Source organism: Falseniella ignava, assembly GCF_002847645.1.
In the GTDB taxonomy this organism is placed as follows: Bacteria; Bacillota; Bacilli; order Lactobacillales; family Aerococcaceae; genus Falseniella; species Falseniella ignava.
Window position 1 is genome coordinate 30,034 of the sequence record NZ_PKHE01000010.1, and the last position, 18,733, is coordinate 48,766.

Here is an 18,733-nt window from a genome sequence, read left to right on the forward strand (position 1 = left end):
AAATATGACGTTAAAAATTTTAAAGCGTTGCTTACTTTTATTGGGTGCCATGGCAATTATCGTTGGATGCGATACCTTATTATCATCTCAAAATAATAGCGACAATTCTGAATCCACCGAATCGCTCTCGGAAGTTACCTATTCTCCAGAAGAATTGAAAGAATTTCAAGATCGCGTTCAAAAAAATGCTGTCAATCGTTATAAAGATTTACAAATACCAACCGAACCTTTGCTCGTAAAACCAGATAGTCTCCCGGCTGATTTATTATATGTTAGTCAAATCGATATCCCCTACCCAGTAGATGGAGTTAAGGGTATCTACTTAACAGAGTCAAATGTTTCCAATCCAGAATATTTTGACGAAATCATTAATTATATTGATCAAACAGAACTTAATGCTGTCGTCTTAAACTTTAAAGATGATTGGGGAAATATTTTACAATCTTTTGAGACAGATAATCCAAATATTGAGGCAAATATTACTGCTACAGTGGATTACCATAAGATTTTAGAAAAGTTAGCATCGAAGCAAATTTATCCAATTGCACGAATTGTTACCTTTAAAGATTCAAGATTAGCCGAACTCAGACCGGATTTATCATTCCATGACATTTCAACCGGAGAAATTTGGTCGGACGGTGGCGGATCTAAATTCATTAATCCTTTTTTGCAAGAAACATGGGATTATATTATTTCAATTGCTGAGGAAGCGGCAAAACTAGGATTTAAAGAAATTCAATTTGACTATATTCGATTTCCAGAAGGTTTTCATGTTTTTAGTCAAGATTTGGAATATGAACTGGGAGGATATGCCGCTTATGTCAGTGAAGATCCAGAATTAGAAGGACAAGAAAGAACTCAAGCGATTGCAGATTTTTTAGATTATGCACGTGAAAAGTTAGCGCCTTACGATGTAGAGATTAGTGCCGATGTCTTCGGTTACACTGCAGTTGCGGGAAATGCCCCAGATGTACGTGGTATTGGGCAAGACTTCAAAATGATGGCTGAACGAGTAGATGTGGTCTCATCAATGATTTATCCGTCACATTGGAGTGAAGGATTCTTTGGTTTTAACTATCCGGATTTATATCCTTATGACTTTACTAAAGCCTATATGCACGAAGAAGCGAATGTGCTCGCAGAAGTAGTGAACCCTGTGAAAACACGCCCTTGGTTGCAAGATTTTACAGCAGATTACCTTCCTGAAGGAACCTATATGTACTACGGACCTCAAGAAGTCGAAGACCAAATTCGTGCCTTGAAAGAATTAGGGGTCCATGAATTCCTATTATGGAATGCAGCTGGAAATTACAGTCGCCCGGTTAATTATGACCCTCCCCTATAAAATAAATTCAAAAGAACGTCCACTTCCATCTTCAAGATTGGATTGGACGTTCTTTATATTTAAAATTGATATAAATCTGTTAAAAGGACCACTTCTTCAAAATCAATTAATACTAAATAAACTTCTGTAACATCAATTGAATGAACGAGTGATAGCGCATGTGCATAAAGACTTAGTTGGAAACGATAAGTATTAGACAAGTGTTCAATTTGTTCTCGTTTACTTTGGTTAGAGTACGCTTGATATCGGTTGGTTTTATAATCTAATAGAATAACTCGTTGATCCACAATTAGATAGGCATCAATGACTCCGTGAATTAGAATTTGATCTTCTGGGTGATATTTCAAATAATCTTCCTGGCCCTTTGATGAAAGATATAATTTTGATGCAGGAATAATCATTGAAAATGCTTGTTCCACCTTCACCTTGTCATAATGTTGAATAGTGAATTGTCCTAACTCAGAAGTTAGATAAGAAATAATTTTATTTAACATTTCTAAATCAATTAATGAAAATTTTGAATCAATCGTTTGGCTTAATATTTGAACTTGTCGCACTAACTCTGTGGAATAGTGTGTAATCTCAATATCACTAAAGGATTGATAGCTCAAGGATTGCATTAAATGATGAATCAATGTCCCCTTTTCCGTTGGAGTTAAAGATTGACTTTTATTCGATTGAATTAGTTTTGGTTCATTAAAAGTTCCTTGCGTATATCGAATTCCAGCTAACTCACTTTCAATATCAGATAAATTCAAAGTTGTTGGATTTTCCGTTAAGTAATTGGCTTTATCAATCAAAGGTTCTTCAAATAGACGTTTTAATTCAGAAACTGATTGGTAACTAGCTGTTTTGGTACTGAGTGGAAATGAATATTGAAATAGCATTGACTCCATTAATGTATCATCTGGTGTCTCATGCGCTGTTGACGCAAAGTTTTTCTGATAATATTGCATCAAATTATCTTTCTGATCATTATTTTCTTCTACCATCTTTGAAAGCAATTGGTCCATCGTATAAATATGAATAGCATGGGATGAATTTGAGGACCGATAATAGAGAGCTTGTTGCAGCCAATCTAACCAACTTGAAGCTTTAAGCCGATGCATTAAGGGGATGGTTTTTGATTGATCATCAAGATCTAATAAAAGCTGCTGCATTTCTTCCCATTTATTTTGACTTGCAATGGTTCCAACGATATATATCTTTTGTTCCGCTCGGGTCAAAGCGACATAAAGTTTCCGCATTTCTTCAGATTTTAATTGACGTTCCCTAATTTTTTTAATTGCTTCTTTATGAATGGTCGGATACTTTAAATGATACTCCGTGTCAATATAGTCTATCCCAATACCGTGTTCCTTGGAAAGCACCATCGTCTCACGCAATTCTTTGAGATTCATTTTTTGTCCAGTATTCATTAAAAACACAATTGGAAACTCCAACCCTTTACTTGCATGAACAGTCATCATGCGAACGTAATTTTGGCCATGATCTAATAAGACCGGTTCTTGAAGATCCTTATCTCGATCGATTACCTTCTCAATATAGCGAATGAATCCAAAGATACCGCGGAAATAATGTGATTCAAAATCTGAAGCCCGTTGATATAATCCGTGTAAATTAGACGTACGCTGCAGACCATTGCTTAATCCAGCGTTATAACTGAGAAAATCTGTTTCCATATATATTTGCCAGATTAATTCTGCTAATGAAATTTCATCAGCTAGACGCTGCCAATGTCTTAATTGACTTAAGAATTCTTGTATTTTACCTTGTAGAGTTTGATCAATCGTGGTCGTATCTTCTGCATTCGCATACGCAAGGACTGCTTGAAAATAACTTGTTGTTTGACTATAAATTCGAATCAAACTTAATTGTTCATCGGATAAACCGACAAAATAAGAGCGTAGAATGGCGACCAGCGGAATATCTTGATGCGGATTATCAATAATCTTAAGTAAAGCTAACATCAGTTGGATTTCTTGACGTTGGAAATAACTTTCAATTTTTTGAGATAACAAAGGAATCTCATAATGATCAAAAATACGCTGAAGTGTCAAGAAAGAATTTTTTGTGGATGATAAGATAACAATGTCATTGTACTCAATCTTACGGTAAAATCCGCCATTAGATTTATCATAAATTTGCTGATTTGAATCAATTAAATAGCGAATTTTTTGAGCAATTAGATGGGCTTCTGCTTCTCGACTGGTGTCGAATTCCCCTTCTAAATCTTCATTTGACTCCATCATAGTGTCTTTATTAAAGAGTAAAAATTCAGCATTATAATCGGAATCAGCTTGTTGCTCAATAAAATAAGGAAAGCCCGTCTTGAGTGATTCTGCTTCAGCATATATCATCTCGCCAAGATTTTTATCCATGATTCGTTCAAAAACGTCATTCGTATACCCCAAAACATTATCCCTTGAACGATAATTTGTATCTAAAATAATCAATTGTTGATCTGTGGATGTTTGATAGCGTTCGTATTTTGAAAGAAAAAGACTTGGATCGGCCATGCGGAATCCATAGATTGATTGTTTCACATCCCCTACCATGAAAAGATTACCCGTTGATTTCGTTTCATGTGATAAATAATGTAAGATTAATCCTTGTAATTCGTTAATATCTTGATATTCATCGACCATTACTTCTTTAAATTGATTTTGATAGAAATGAGCTGCAATGCTCGGCTGACGTTCTCTTGTCTTCGGATCCATTGGTGCTAATAATTGCAGCGTAATATGTTCTAAATCATTATAATCGATCAATTTATTTTGACGTTTTAAGCGTTGAAACTGATGGTAGAATCCGATGGCTAAATGAGATAACGAATTGACAATGACTTGACTTCCCTCTAGATGTGTTTGCATCTGTGAGTAGGAGTAAGGGAAAACATTTGTTAATTCTTTAATTCGTTGGACTGCTTGATCACGATATTTTTTAGCGAGTTGAATAATTTCTTTGTCTTCATCATCACGCCGGTAACTCGCCCAACGTTTCCATGAATGTTGATGAATAAGGTTGATGGCTTCTTCATATTGGTTATTTTCAAAATGTTGTATCAATGATTCTGCAATATGTGCATCTTCTTGAATAAACGTCGCATACTTTTCAAGGGTAGCTTCACTTAACGATTCTGTCAATTGCAGTGCCAGTTGCCATTGATGTTTTGCCTCTTTGATTAGTTGCATCGAATATTCAATAAGACTGCTTTGATAGAATGGGGTTGAAAAATCTAGCAAGAAATGATCTGGATGACTTATATTTTCCATCCAGCCGAGTGGATCAGGATTACTTCGAGCGAACTCACAGAGTTGATTGATCATTTGATACAGACGATCATCATTACGCCCTTTGCTAAATGACCTTAGGAGTGTTAAATATTCATCTGAACTCACTTTAATCGAAGGTGAATCATCGATAATTAATTCAAGTAATGCCGCCCAGGCTTCTTCTTTTAACAATTCAATTTGGGTTGCGTCTGTGAGTAACGTAAATTCTGGATCAATATCATCTAGATAGAAAAATTGTTGTATTACCGTCAAGCAAAATGAATGTAACGTACGAATATGTGCTTCAGGTAAAATACTCAGTTGTCTCATTAAATTACGTTTGAGTTCCGGATCTTTTGAATGATTAATTTGTTGTTTTAAGGCCATTTCTAGCCGTTCTTTCATCTCATTCGCTGCCATCTCAGTAAAAGTGACCACTAATAGTTGATCCAAACTCGCATAATCAGAGAGTACGTGACGAATGATTCGTTCAATTAAAACGGTTGTTTTACCTGAGCCGGCTGATGCGGATACTAGAATATTTGACCCCTTCGCTTCAATTGCTGCTAATTGTTGTTGATTAAATTGACGGCTCATTCGCTCACCTCCTCTTGTTGAGATTGTAATATTTGTTCAATTTTCTGAATGATATCTTTTTTCCGTAATTGTTTGTGACGGTACAGATGGTAATGTTTAGTGGCGTCAAAACCAGTAATTGTTCTAAATCCAGGTTGTAATGAGGTCGTAAAGCGCTCATCACGATATGGAGTGAGTGCAATATTTCCTGATTGAATTTGGTTTGCAGCTTCAACAAATAAATAATCAACATAGTTCGACAGCAACTGAAAGTCAGTTTCATTAAAACAATTTGAGTAGGCATCATATGAACCATCTTTCTTTAATTTAACAGGATAAATTAAACTTGCTGTCTGTGGCTCTAAAGTTGAGTCGATTTGTTGCATCTTCACTTCTGGTAGCGTAATAAAACCACGATATGTATAATCCGCTAAACTTTGCTCTTTTTCATCTTTTACGTCATGTGTTGCTAACTCATTTATATGGGTAATCGGTTGATAGAAAGCACCTAACGGGAAAGCGTTCGGATAATTTTGGTGAATCACTTTTAAATACGTTAATATTTGCATATCTAATCCGTAAAATAGCTCAACTAAGTTAAATTCTTTTTGTGACGATTTATAATCGACAACTTGATAATAAGTATCCTCCCCTAATTGAAGACGGTCAATTCGGTCAATCTTTCCTGTCACTTGCAGTGTCCGTTGAGAATCAAGTTGATAGTACAGCCCTCTAAGAGGTAGTATTGGATTCAAGCCAAAAATTGCTTCTGTCAGGACTGGTTCTAATTGGGTTATTTGAACTTTTTTGATTAAATTGTTCAACACTTGACGCATCTCCTGGTTCATCAATTGATGAATAAATTTCATACGTGCCGAACTATGTAAAATTTGAAATTTGAAATGATGACTTAATTGATTTTCAATCAAGTGAATGATATCCAACAGCGCCGCGTCATCTAAGGTCAATAGCGACCGTTGATAGTGATTTGTTGCCTGTTGGGTCACTTGATCTAAATATTCGTGGAAGAAGTCTCCCGTTCGAGCTGGATCTAATTCAAACTCAATGCGTTCTTTTAATTTCAATCCATAAAGTAGAAAGTGCGAATAAGCATCTCGATAATATTCTTCAATTTTCGAGACAGATAATGAAAGTTGATCTCCATATAATTGACGAGCCGTTTCAGGATTAATTGACACGGGTTGGATAAAATCTTCAACTGATCTTTTCACCAAATTATCGATTCGTCCAGCATCAGGAATGCTATGTTGCAATTCATATTCTTTCATACTTGCAATTAATTTACGCAAAGGTGGTAAATAATTAACCGATTGTTGCCAATAGAACCGATTTAAATACATCACTTTACTTCGTTCAATAGAATAACGCCCATATGAACTTGGATGGGGTTGAGTCAATTCTTCAGTCGGATCTACTTTAAAATGATAAGTAGGCAATTCAACCCAATTTAACAATTCTTGTATATATGGACTTCGTTCGACCGTTTGGTCCTCGACGACTTGAGCATAGCTTAAATATAATCGTTCGGTACTAGCTAAAAGTAATTTATAAAATAAAAATGATTCTGCTTGATACTGAACAGCTGGTGTATGTTGAATGGATTGATGCGGCATTAAATCCATAGAAAGTAGTAACTCACGTTCTTGTCGAGTCATTAATGAGTCCTCTTGAATGGATTGTGGTAAGGTTTGATGGTTCATTCCAATAACAAATGTGATTTTGGTTGGCTGAGTGCGTGGACTAATCATACTTGAAATCATCACTTGATCCATTGTCGGTGGAATAATGAGGAAACTCGCTTCATTCATTCCAGCCAATAAAATTTGGACAAATGTTTCATAACTTTCAGTTTGGTTTTGATAAATTAAACAAAATTCATCGAGTAAATCAACCATTGTATTCCACACTTGTTCTTCTTCCATTGACTGTTCAATTCGGCCCTGTTGGATTAAATAATCTCTTTCAAAAATTAACTGTTCTTTTAGTTTCAGATGGTCCATCACTTGATAGACCCATTTTGCAAATGATTCGCCAGTTAATTCTGCGGGACGTTTTAGTATTTGCGAGAGTTGATGGAGCCAGTTACGCCAAGGTTGTACCATCTCTTCAATCGTTTGCTCCGTTTTCTCGCCTTTCGCATTATAGTAAGGTAAAGATTCATTACTATAATGCCATGGATAGTCGATTTGGTATAATCGGTAACCAAACAACCCATTTTCAATTAAAATATTTTCTAATTGATTGACTTGATGTTGTTTTTCAATCCGTAATTCTTCTGGACTTAACTGATCATTTTGCAAAAATGAGGGTAAAATAAAACTTGAATTTAAAACGGCCATAATTGAGGTATAATTCCATTGTTGAATGGATAAGTTTAATAATCCCTCTAATAATAATACAAAGGGATGATGTTGCATTTCTTGTGTATTATCAATAAAACAAGGAATATCATTCATATTAAAATAAGGTTCGATTAAAGAGCCATAACAATCAAAATTTCGTGTTAATACGCGTATATCACGGTAACGATATTTTTTTTGACTGACTAAATAATGAATTTGATTGACCACGTGCTTCATTTCCGTCTGGATTGTATCGTTATTCCATAATTCAATGTGTTCGGATTGCACTAACCTCAATTTTTCAACCGGTTTAAATTCATTCAAGGCTTGATAAGTTTTCGCAACGACTAAAATATCTGAATGATATGGATATATTGGTTCATTGATGTGCCAATCATCCAACTGATTCAGCCCATTAACCTGACATAAACGTTTTAATTGAAAATAGGTATTTTTTGCAACTTGTTCAAATGAATAATGAGATGTATTTAAAAGGTGATTCGAATCAATCGGTAATTGAATCCATACTGTATGTGCTACACGGATTAATTGATTTATAATATAAAGCTGTTCCCCCGTAAAATACTCATAATGATCAATGATAATGTATAAGTTATCTCGAGGATGTAAATTTTCTAAATAATCGATTAATTCGAAGTAATCATTACGGTAGTTAATATTTAATTGATTAAGTTTATCAATATAAGTCGTATAAATTGTGTTAATTTCATTTAATCTTTGGCTGGATTGATATTGGTTGAGCGTTCCGATTTCTTCCTCATCTATTGCCTCAATCAATTTTTCGAGTGTTACTTGATCAATATTTCCTTGAATAAACTCCTCGAATTGGTTATAAAGCTTATCTATAAAACCTTGATAAGTGACTTGAGTGCGATATATGACAAGTTGAGATTTCAATTCGCTCAAAACACTTCTTAAAATCATCTTTTTACCCACACTAGATATAGAAGGAGCCTCATTATGATAATGAGGCATCATAAACCAGCTAATTCGCGAAAAACTGGCAACTTGTATATTTAGCATCGCGGCTTGATTTCCACCTTGAATTTGCTTTAATTGATCCAGCATCGTTGTTTCCATATCAAATTTAATATGATCTGGAATAATATAGTAAATCTCAGCAGATGGATTGTGGGTAAAAATTTGATGCAAATGGTTGATCATCACAGCTTTTTTATTAATAGCGTGATCCCCTGTAATAATTTGAAGTGCCATCTTTCGCTCCTTCTATAGCTTTTAAGCTTTGGCGTTTAACTCAATGATATTTAAAATTGTTTCTGTGGCTTTCACCATTACTTCAACGGCTACATACTCATAGCGTCCATGCATATTCTCGCCGCCCGCAAAAATGTTTGGCGTTGGAATCCCCATAAAGCTAATTTTTGAGCCATCGGTACCACCTCGAATTGGTTTAATATCTGGGGTGATATTGGCTTTTTCCATGGCTGCTTTCGCTAAATTTACCGGTGCCATATCTTTTTCGATGACTTCTGCCATATTATAGTATTGATCAAATTGATTTAACGCAATCGGTTGAGTAGGATATTGACCATTAATTGATTCTACTAGTTGTTTGACATGTTCTTTACGTGCTTCAAATGATGTTCGATCAAAGTCACGAATAATTAACTTAACTTGCGCTTCATCTACAGAGCCTTCGAGTAACAACACATGATAAAATCCTTCACGATCACTTGTATATTCAGGAACCTCTTCTTGTGGTAAGCCATTCATAAATTCATTCGCAATCGTAATCGCATTGATCATTTTTCCTTTGGCGGTACCTGGATGGATGTTTCGACCTGTTATTGTTAATTCCGCTTGAGCAGCGTTAAAGCTTTCATATTGCAGTTCTCCGAGTGGACCCCCATCCATTGTATAGGCAAAATCTGCACCAAATCCTTCTGCATCAAAATGATCAGCGCCTCGTCCTATTTCCTCATCTGGACCAAAAGCAACTCGAACTTTTCCATGCGGAATTTCCGGATGTTGAATGAAATACTCCATTGCGGTCATAATTTCAGCAATTCCTGATTTATCATCTGCACCTAGTAAGGTAGTTCCATCTGTTGTAATCAATGTTTGCCCCAGATAATTTTTCAAACTTGGGAAGTCTTCTGGTGTCATAACAATATTTTCTGCTTCATTTAAAACAACCGTTGATCCGTCGTAGTTTTCATGAATTAGCGGTGTAACATTTTCTGAATTAAAATCAGCTGTATCAACATGGGCAATAAAACCAATCGTTGGAACGTCGTGTTCAACATTTGATGGTAACGTTGCTGTGACAAAAGCATTCTCTGGATTCAATTCGACTTCTGACATCCCGATTTCTTTCAATTCTTCTACTAATAGATTCAATAAATCGAATTGAATCTCCGTGGAAGGAATCGTTGGCGAGCTTTCATCGGAACAAGTATTAATCTTAGCGTAACGAATTAGTCTCTCTTGAGTTTTAGCAAATAAATCCATAATAAAATTAGACATCCTTTCTGATTATAAGTTGACGAGGGTCCCGATTTGTTTGACTCTCTATTATTGTAACATGTTCAGGAACAAGATGATGGAGTATTTGAGCCATTTCTTTAATAAAACACTGTTCAATAAAATGACCTGCATCAATCGTTGTAATCGGTAGTGTTGAAGCTTCTAATACTTTATGATAAGTCACATCTCCTGTAATAAATGCATCCGCACCACATTTTATTGCAGCTTCAATTGATTCATAAGCAGAGCCACCTACGATTGCAATGCGGTGATATAAATCGGTAGACGGATTTACAACTTGTAAGTAAGGTGCGCCAAGTTGTTTTAAAATATGTTGATATAATTCATTATGGGATAATGCTTCTGGAAGGTCTCCTACTCTTCCTAGTTCTGGAGTCATTTCTGTATTGAGAGGTTGATTAGCTAAGTCTCTTACATTGATTAATCCTAGTCGGTTCGCTAACCAGTCATTCATTCCATTTTGCTGACGATCTACATTCGTATGCATTGCATAAACATTGATACGATTTGATAAAAGCGTCCGATACAATTCGATATTCATTTGTCCATCGTCTAAACGTTTAATCGATGAAAAAATCAATGGATGATGTGCTACAATCGTATCGACATTTTGCGAGATAGCCTCTTCAACGACTGATTCAGTGACATCCAAGGTAGTCATAATTCTAGAAACAGTTGAATTTAAATTTCCAAAATGTAAGCCAACAGGATCCCATTCCTCTGCTAAGTCTAAAGGATAAATAGCTTCAATTTGATGGATAAAATTTGATAATAAAAATTCCATTAAGAAATCACCTCTTCGATTGCTTTAATTGTTTGTTTGACTTCTAATTCTTTAGTATGGTCACCCTTTTTACTCAACTGCAAGGAGGTTAAGATATATTTCATTTTCTCTAATTCATTGCGCCATTTTTCGATAAAGGTATCATTTCGTTCCTGTAAAAGAAATGGACCAAACATTAATTCTTTGTCTGATATAGTTATTTTAGTATTCGGATTAGATTGGGCGATAATCATCTCATAAAAGTGCCCTTTTTCTTCAATAATGTATTCATCAATGATTTGATAATGATGATCCTTTAGCCATTGGCGAACGATTTTTTCGCCCACATTAGGTTGAAGTGCTAATAGCTTAGGTTGATGACCGGTTTGTTGTCCTCGTGTTAAAATATCTACAATGAGCCCACCGCCCATCCCGCATATACTAACCGTATTAATCTTATCCTCAAAATGAATGACATCATAGCCATCACCTAATCTTACATCAATTCGATCATTTAATTGGTGTTGATTCACTTCTTGGATGGCTGATTGATAGGGACCTTTAACCACCTCTCCTGCAATAGCAAACTCGATGTAGTTTCCTTGAGCTAAGTAAGATGGTAAATAAGCGTGGTCACTACCGATATCTGCTAAACGGGTTGGTTTAGGTGCATATTTAATAATACTATCTGCAATCCATTGCAACCGCTTAGATAATTGTTTTGAATTCATAACGTCATCCTTTATTAATAATATGACTTTATTTTACCTGATAAAAAAACAACATCAAGTGATGTAGTCTACTTGATGTTGTCAAATAATTATTCTAAAAAATCTTTTAATTGTTTAGAACGACTTGGATGGCGTAATTTACGAAGAGCTTTAGCTTCAATTTGACGAATGCGTTCACGAGTTACACCAAATACTTTTCCAACTTGTTCTAAAGTGCGAATATTGCCATCATCCAGTCCGAAGCGTAATCTTAAAACATTTTCTTCTCGGTCTGTTAATGTATCTAAAACTTCCTCTAACTGTTCTCTTAAAAGAGAACCTGCTGTAAATGCTTCGGGACTTAAAGCTCCTTCATCTTCAATGAAGTCTCCTAAATGAGAATCATCCTCTTCACCGATTGGCGTTTCGAGTGAGACAGGCTCTTGAGCAATCTTTAAGATTTCACGCACTTTTTCTGCAGGTAAATCCATCTCTGCTCCAATTTCTTCAGGTGTCGGTTCTCGTCCAAGCTCTTGTAATAGTGTACGTTGAATACGAACTAATTTGTTAATTGTCTCAACCATATGAACCGGAATCCGAATCGTACGTGCTTGGTCGGCAATCGCACGTGTAATGGCTTGTCGAATCCACCAAGTAGCATAAGTCGAGAATTTAAACCCTTTATGATAATCGAACTTTTCGACGGCTTTCATCAGGCCCATATTTCCTTCTTGGATCAAGTCAAGAAATGATAGCCCCCGTCCGACATAGCGTTTAGCTATCGAAACAACTAAACGCAAGTTTGCTTCTGCGAGTTCTTGTTTAGCTATTTCATCTCCTGCTTCAATTCGTTTTGCGATTTCCACTTCTTCTTCAGCTGTTAGTAAGTCAACTCGACCGATTTCCTTCAAATACATCCGAACTGGATCGCTAACTTTCATTTTAGTTGGATCTTCGTCTGGTTCTTCTACTTCCTGAAGTTCCGATGAACGTTCATCTTCTTTAACCATTTGCGCTTTCGTAGGACCGCCGTCGTCCCCTACAACCGCAATGCCATTATCTTCAATTTTTTGAATTAACAAATCAATCTGATCTGAATCTAGTTCATATGGACTGGCAATTCGTTTTGTAAGCTCGTCATAATGAATTTGACCGAGTCCAGATTTTTCAGCAATAATTTGTTCCGTTGCTTGATTTACCGTCACTTTTAATTCTTTGGTAGATTTTTCTGACCCTTTATCTGAAGATGTTGCTTTATCTTTTGTCATACATATCCACTCCTTCTTATTTATATTCTTTCATTAATAGAAAAATTTGTTGGAAAATTTCTTGACTCGTTGTTTGATTATTTTCTTGTTTGGCTTGTTTTAACTTTGTTCGTAGTTCATCAATTTTTTGACCGATAAATTCCTTTTTTAAAATTCCAAAACAATCTGCCATCTCTTGTTCATTAAAATCAAACACCTCATCTGACCACATAATATCTTGAAGCCACTGATTTAATTCACCGTCATCAATTTGATGGACAATTTGCGTCATGGGAAAATGATTTCCTTCATAATAATATCGATCTAGCGCTAAGAATGCCCGATTACTTAAATCATGGTACATAATCGGTATTTCATCTAGTTGCTGGATATATTTCCATGCTGCTTCGTGATAGATAAGATTGAATAAAATTGTGCGTTCTGCCTGATATGCTTTTTTAGATTCGACCGTTATTTTTGAAGTCACAAAAGATTCAGCAGGTATATCTGTTTTGGTTATTTTTGACGAATGGGATTGTTGTTTAATTTCCTTTTCATGATATCGCGTTGCTCGAGTTAATTGCTCTTGGACAATCGCTTCATTTAACTGAAATTCTGCAACAATCTCTTGGACTCTCAACTGTTGTTCGATTGAAGATGGAATGAGCGCCACCGTTTTAATGAGTTGCTCGATGTATTGGGCTTTTTCATTATCTAAAGACAAATTATATGAGTATGCTAAGTACGCTTTTTTAAAATCATAGTATGATTTACTCTTATCTAAGAGAGTCTGAAAACCAGCCTTTCCAGAGCGCTTAATCCAATCATCGGGATCTCTTCCTTCCGGAATGATTACCGCTTCTGTGGATAGAGATGATTCGTCAATTAAACGATCCATTGCACGACTCATCGCATCTTGACCCGCACGGTCACCATCAAAAACTAATTTTACGTGACGAGTGATTCGTTTAATTTGTCGGAGATGATCTGAGGTAAAAGCCGTCCCCATCGTAGCAACACTATTGAGAAACCCTGCTTGACTTAATGAAATCACATCCATATAGCCTTCTGTTATTAATAATTCTTCACTTTGTCGTACCGCTTGTCGAGCTAAATCCATATTAAATAGAAAGCGACTTTTCACAAATATATCTGTCTCGGGTGAATTAATATACTTTGCTAAGGATGGATTGTCTTCAATCAAGCGACCCGATAAAGCGATGGTTCGCCCTTGTTCATCTCTCAATGGAATAATTAATCGATTTTTAAACCGATCAATCATTTGTTTTCGATCATTTTGATAGAAAATCCCAGATTGAATCAACTGTTCATCCGTGAAATCTTCATTTTGTAATATTTGGTAGATCAACTCAGAATTATTTGGAGCATACCCGATATTAAACCGTTCAATTGTTTCTGCATTTATGCCGCGTTGTGTTAAATAATCTAGCGCTTTCTCCCCGTGATGTGTCTGTGTTAAATAATAATGATAAAATTCAACGACTTTTTGGTGAATTTGATATAAAATTTCTATTTTAGGATTTACCTTCGTTGATTGGGTTACTATATCCGGTAGTTTGATATTAGCAAATTCAGCTGCTTTGATGACCGCATCGACAAAGCCAACGTGTTCGTATTCTTGAATAAAACTGTAAATATTTCCTGCCCGTCCGCAACTAAAGCATTTAAAAATTTGTTTTGTTTCTGACACGGAAAAGGAAGGATTATTATCTTCATGGAAAGGACAAGCGCATAAATAGTTATTTCCTCGTTTTTGTAATGGAATATAAGAATTAATCAAATCGACAATATTCACTTCAGACAAAATTTGATTCACGATTTCATTTGGAATACGTGCCATAAGATCCCCTTCTTAATTATAAAAATCTTTTCAAGTCACTATCACTCAACTAGTGAGTAGACTACATCCCAAAGGTCTGCAGCACCTGTTCGGTCTTCCGATGAAAATAAAAATAATGCTTCATCACTTGGTAAATCTAACAATTGAACGAAAGAATGAATATGTTTTGAATATTGACTACGTTTAATTTTGTCAATTTTTGTTGTCACAATCGCGTAGGGGATTTCAAGTTCATCCGCAAATTCCTTCATGCCAAGGTCTAAAACTGTAGGCGGATGACGAAAATCCATTAATAATAGTAAAGCAACTAGATTCTCACGTTGATGTAAATAGTCCGAGATAAATTGGTTAAACCGTTCGCGTTCTCGTTTCGAAACACGAGCATAACCATAACCAGGCAAGTCAACAAAACGGAATTGGTGATCAATTTCATAAAAATTTAATGTTTGAGTTTTACCAGGTTGACTTGATGTACGAGCCACGCCTTGTCGCCCGACCATTGCGTTAATAAAGGATGATTTCCCGACATTGGATCGACCAGCTAAAGCTATTTCAGGCAAATTTGGCGCCGGATACTGAGCGGGTGATACCGCACTGGTCAACATTTCAATTGTATGATATTTCATAAGATCCCCCTTTATGAAGAGAGTTTTTTATTGTTTTCGTCATAATATTCAGGTAATGAAATTCCTTCGACATTTTCTTTTGTAATAATGATTTTATGTACGTCATCACGACTCGGGACTTCATACATAACTTCAAGCATCACATGCTCAATAATTGATCGGAGTCCACGTGCACCTGTACCACGCTCATTTGCCATTTGAGCAATCAACTTCAATGCTTCCGGTTCAAATTCTAATTCAACATCATCTAATGCCAGTTGCTTTTTATATTGCTTCACTAAAGCATTTTTTGGTTCAACTAAAATTTTCACAAGATCATCGACTGTTAACTGTTCAAGGGCGGCTGTTAAGGGGATTCGACCAATAAATTCTGGGATTAATCCAAATTTAAGTAAGTCTTCTGACGTCACTTGTTGCATGAGACTCTTATCTGGATCTAAGTGTCCTGAGTTAGAACCAAAACCAATCACTTTGCTTCCTAACCGTTCTTTAACAATTGTTTCGATACCCGCAAAGGCACCTCCAACAATAAATAAAATATTTGAAGTATCCAGTTTAATAAACTCTTGATTCGGATGTTTTCTACCACCTTGAGGCGGGATATTCGCCTCTGTCCCCTCAAGAATTTTAAGCAAAGCTTGTTGGACTCCTTCACCACTGACATCTCGAGTAATCGAAACATTTTCACTTTTACGAGAAATTTTATCGATTTCATCAATATAAATAATTCCTTTTTCCGCCATGTCAATATCATAGTCTGCTGCTTGAACAAGTTTTAGTAGAACATTTTCTACGTCCTCTCCAACATAACCTGCTTCGGTTAACGTGGTTGCATCAGCAATTGCAAATGGAACATTTAAAATACGTGCTAAAGTCTGAGCTAAAAAGGTCTTTCCTGAGCCAGTTGGCCCAATCAGAGCGATATTTGTTTTTTGTAATTCGACACCATCGTCATCAACTTCTTGCTGAATGCGCTTATAATGATTGTAGACTGCGACAGCTAAAGTTTTTTTCGCTTGTTCTTGACCAATCACGTATTCATCTAAAATTGCCTTGATTTCATGTGGTGTATGAATCGTAATTTCAGTTGATGAATAATTTTGATTAATATCTTCTTTAATAATCATTCGACATAATTCCACGCATTCATCACAAATATAGACATCTGGGCCGGCTACGATTTTATTAACTTCATCTTGAGATTTTCCACAAAAAGAACAAAAAAATTCTTCTTGATCATGTATGTTTCGGCTCATATAATAAAGAACTCCTTTCCAAATTGATAGATATAAAAGAGGACGCAATAAAGTCATCGTTTAATTGACTTTTGCATCCCCTTATCTATATTACAATTGCCTTTAATTATTTTTCTTCAACAGAATCAATAATTAAATTCATTGCTTTCTTCATCTTGATATCATTTGATAGCATTTCTTCTGTTACAAATTGACGAACTTTGCTTGTTTCCATACCATATTGAGCTGCTAAGCTTTCAATTTCTTCGTTAATTTCGTCTTCGTTGACATCTAATTCTTCAACGTTCACAATTTCTTCGAGGACTAAGTTCGTCTTAGTACGTAATTCAGCCTCTTCAGCAAATTGATTACGTAAATCTTCCTCAGTTGATCCAGTAATTTGGTAGTACATTTCTGGATTAATGCCTTGACGACTTAAATTATTCAAGAAGTATTCTACTTGACGATTGATTTCTTCGTCAATCATTGCTTGTGGAATACCTCCATCAATTTCAGCATTCTCAACAGCTTGACGAAGTGCTAAATCTTCAACGACTTCTTTGGCAGCTTCTTCTTTTGATTCTTGAAGTTCTTGACGAACTTTCTCTTCCCATTCTTTAAATGATTCAACTTCATCATCGATATCTTTCGCGAATTCATCATCTAATTCTGGAAGTTGTTTTGTCTTAACTTCATGCACTTTTACTTTGAAGATAGCTTCCTTACCAGCTAAATCTTCAGCGTGGTATTGTTCAGGGAAAGTAACCTTGACTTCCACATCTTCGCCAGGTTTTGCACCAATTAATTGGTCTTCAAATCCAGGAATAAATTGGCCAGATCCTAATTCAAGTGAATAATTTTCATCTTTACCACCATCAAATGCAACTTCATCAACGAAACCTTCATAATCGATGACAACCGTGTCTCCTGACTCAGCGGCATCTTCCTTAACTACAAGTTCAGCTAAACTTTCACGACGTGTCTCGATATATTGATTTACTTCATCGTCGGTTAATTCACGATCTTGTTTTTCAACGGTTAAGCCTTTATAGTCCCCTAATTTAACCGCAGGTTTTGTTTGAACTTGTGCTTTAATAACCCAAGGCTTCCCTTTTTCTAATGATTCAATATCAAATTTAGGTTGTCCTACTGCATCTACTTCTACTTCTTCAAGAGCTTCTGCATAGGCTGATGGAATTAATGCATTAAGCACGTCGTCGTATAATGCTTCTTCACCATATAGATTATTAAAGATTTGACGTGGCACTTTGCCCTTACGAAATCCAGGTACATTGATGTTTTTACGAGCCTTTTTAAATGCGCTGTCAAGGGCAGTGTTAACGGCCTCAATCGGTAATTCAAATGTTAATGTTCCTTCATTCGTTGATGTTTTTTCAAATTTTGCAGTCATATATAACCTCCGAAATTTATCTTGTTTAGTACATACTCTATTATTTTATATGATTTTATTGTATTTGTAAACATAAGTGGACTATAATATAGACAAAATCAATATTTGTTTAATATTTTTAAGAAGAGGAATGATTGAATGATCCAATATCCATCCGGGCATGGACCGAAAACATCCTCCCCTAATAATTTAAATCAGCGAATACGCTATGGCAATCGCGGGATGTCTCTGGAAGAAATGCTCAATCAAAGTAATACATACTATTTACAACGTAATCTTGCTGTCATCCATAAAAAGCCTACCCCCATTCAAGTTGTTAAGGTAGATTACCCTCGTCGCAGCGCTGCACGCATTACGGAAGCATATTATCGTCGAGCTTCAACTACTGACTATAATGGTGTCTATCAAGGAAAATACATTGATTTTGAAGCAAAAGAAACCAATCATTTGAGATTTCCCTTGGCCAACTTACCTGAACATCAAGTTCAACATATGCAACAATGCGTTAAACAATGTGGGATAATTTTCCTGCTCGTCTTTTTTAAGCAAGTCAATGAAGTGTACTTGTTACCTTTTGTCACTGCATATGACTTTATTAAAAATACCCAGCGTAAAAGTATTCCATATGATTTTTTTCATGAAAATGGCTATCTTTGCCCGATTTCATATAATCCACCCATCGATTATCTTAAAGCAGTCGATGATTGGTTAGCTAGCGGTACTTCTTCTGAAAATTAAATTGAATGCATTAAAAAAAATCTGTAATCGCTCAGACGTTACAGATTTTTTCAT

General features: G+C 35.7%; 12 protein-coding genes. 2 read left to right on the top strand and 10 right to left on the bottom strand.

Going from position 1 to position 18,733, the window contains the following annotated elements:
• Positions 1–4 precede the first annotated feature (4 nt).
• Positions 5–1,345: a putative glycoside hydrolase gene (locus tag CYJ57_RS04730; protein ID WP_101954281.1), complete on the top strand. Its 1,341-nt coding sequence runs from the start codon at positions 5–7 to the stop codon at positions 1,343–1,345.
• Positions 1,346–1,404: 59 nt separating this feature from the next.
• On the opposite strand, the gene addA is transcribed toward CYJ57_RS04730, so the two are convergent.
• From addA to tig, 10 genes are all read right to left on the bottom strand, one after another.
• Complete coding sequence (gene addA / locus CYJ57_RS04735; RefSeq protein ID WP_101954282.1) at positions 1,405–5,217, bottom strand: helicase-exonuclease AddAB subunit AddA; 3,813 nt, start codon at positions 5,215–5,217, stop codon at positions 1,405–1,407.
• A complete protein-coding gene (locus CYJ57_RS04740; protein ID WP_101954283.1) occupies positions 5,214–8,795 on the bottom strand; it encodes a PD-(D/E)XK nuclease family protein in 3,582 nt (1,193 codons plus the stop codon). The genes addA and CYJ57_RS04740 overlap by 4 nt, the downstream gene beginning before the upstream one ends.
• A gap of 21 nt (positions 8,796–8,816) precedes the next feature.
• Positions 8,817–10,052 (bottom strand): peptidase T, encoded by a 1,236-nt coding sequence (gene pepT, locus CYJ57_RS04745; protein ID WP_101954284.1) that lies wholly within the window; start codon positions 10,050–10,052, stop codon positions 8,817–8,819.
• Between the two features lie 7 nt (positions 10,053–10,059).
• Positions 10,060–10,872: a Nif3-like dinuclear metal center hexameric protein gene (locus CYJ57_RS04750; protein WP_006701302.1), complete on the bottom strand. Its 813-nt coding sequence runs from the start codon at positions 10,870–10,872 to the stop codon at positions 10,060–10,062.
• The gene (locus tag CYJ57_RS04755) at positions 10,872–11,582 is read right to left on the bottom strand and encodes a tRNA (adenine(22)-N(1))-methyltransferase (protein ID WP_101954285.1); all 711 of its coding nucleotides are present in this window, start codon (positions 11,580–11,582) and stop codon (positions 10,872–10,874) included. Before CYJ57_RS04755 ends, CYJ57_RS04750 begins: the two co-directional genes overlap by 1 nt.
• A gap of 89 nt (positions 11,583–11,671) precedes the next feature.
• Entirely contained in the window at positions 11,672–12,829 is a 1,158-nt protein-coding gene (gene rpoD / locus CYJ57_RS04760) for an RNA polymerase sigma factor RpoD (protein ID WP_006701304.1), read from the bottom strand.
• 16 nt (positions 12,830–12,845) lie between these two features.
• Positions 12,846–14,669 (bottom strand): DNA primase, encoded by a 1,824-nt coding sequence (gene dnaG / locus CYJ57_RS04765; RefSeq protein WP_101954286.1) that lies wholly within the window; start codon positions 14,667–14,669, stop codon positions 12,846–12,848.
• Positions 14,670–14,710: 41 nt separating this feature from the next.
• A complete protein-coding gene (yihA, locus tag CYJ57_RS04770) occupies positions 14,711–15,295 on the bottom strand; it encodes a ribosome biogenesis GTP-binding protein YihA/YsxC (protein WP_101954287.1) in 585 nt (194 codons plus the stop codon).
• A gap of 11 nt (positions 15,296–15,306) precedes the next feature.
• Positions 15,307–16,551: an ATP-dependent Clp protease ATP-binding subunit ClpX gene (clpX, locus tag CYJ57_RS04775; protein ID WP_101954288.1), complete on the bottom strand. Its 1,245-nt coding sequence runs from the start codon at positions 16,549–16,551 to the stop codon at positions 15,307–15,309.
• 106 nt (positions 16,552–16,657) lie between these two features.
• Positions 16,658–17,941, bottom strand: a complete 1,284-nt coding sequence (gene tig, locus CYJ57_RS04780) for a trigger factor (protein WP_006701308.1) — start codon at positions 17,939–17,941, stop codon at positions 16,658–16,660.
• 138 nt (positions 17,942–18,079) lie between these two features.
• On the opposite strand from tig, the gene recU reads away from it, so the two are divergent.
• Positions 18,080–18,679 carry a Holliday junction resolvase RecU gene (gene recU, locus CYJ57_RS04785; protein ID WP_101954289.1) on the top strand — a complete coding sequence of 200 codons (600 nt, stop codon included), beginning with the start codon at positions 18,080–18,082 and terminating at the stop codon, positions 18,677–18,679.
• Positions 18,680–18,733: the final 54 nt, after the last annotated feature.

Excerpts from the sequence above, each read along its gene's own strand:
- CYJ57_RS04730 (WP_101954281.1), top strand. The coding sequence starts at position 5 with ATGACGTTAAAAATTTTAAAGCGTTGCTTACTTTTATTGGGTGCCATG.
- addA (WP_101954282.1), bottom strand. The coding sequence starts at position 5,217 with ATGAGCCGTCAATTTAATCAACAACAATTAGCAGCAATTGAAGCGAAG.
- CYJ57_RS04740 (WP_101954283.1), bottom strand. The coding sequence starts at position 8,795 with ATGGCACTTCAAATTATTACAGGGGATCACGCTATTAATAAAAAAGCT.
- pepT (WP_101954284.1), bottom strand. The coding sequence starts at position 10,052 with ATGGATTTATTTGCTAAAACTCAAGAGAGACTAATTCGTTACGCTAAG.
- CYJ57_RS04750 (WP_006701302.1), bottom strand. The coding sequence starts at position 10,872 with ATGGAATTTTTATTATCAAATTTTATCCATCAAATTGAAGCTATTTAT.
- CYJ57_RS04755 (WP_101954285.1), bottom strand. The coding sequence starts at position 11,582 with ATGAATTCAAAACAATTATCTAAGCGGTTGCAATGGATTGCAGATAGT.
- rpoD (WP_006701304.1), bottom strand. The coding sequence starts at position 12,829 with ATGACAAAAGATAAAGCAACATCTTCAGATAAAGGGTCAGAAAAATCT.
- dnaG (WP_101954286.1), bottom strand. The coding sequence starts at position 14,669 with ATGGCACGTATTCCAAATGAAATCGTGAATCAAATTTTGTCTGAAGTG.
- yihA (WP_101954287.1), bottom strand. The coding sequence starts at position 15,295 with ATGAAATATCATACAATTGAAATGTTGACCAGTGCGGTATCACCCGCT.
- clpX (WP_101954288.1), bottom strand. The coding sequence starts at position 16,551 with ATGAGCCGAAACATACATGATCAAGAAGAATTTTTTTGTTCTTTTTGT.
- tig (WP_006701308.1), bottom strand. The coding sequence starts at position 17,941 with ATGACTGCAAAATTTGAAAAAACATCAACGAATGAAGGAACATTAACA.
- recU (WP_101954289.1), top strand. The coding sequence starts at position 18,080 with ATGATCCAATATCCATCCGGGCATGGACCGAAAACATCCTCCCCTAAT.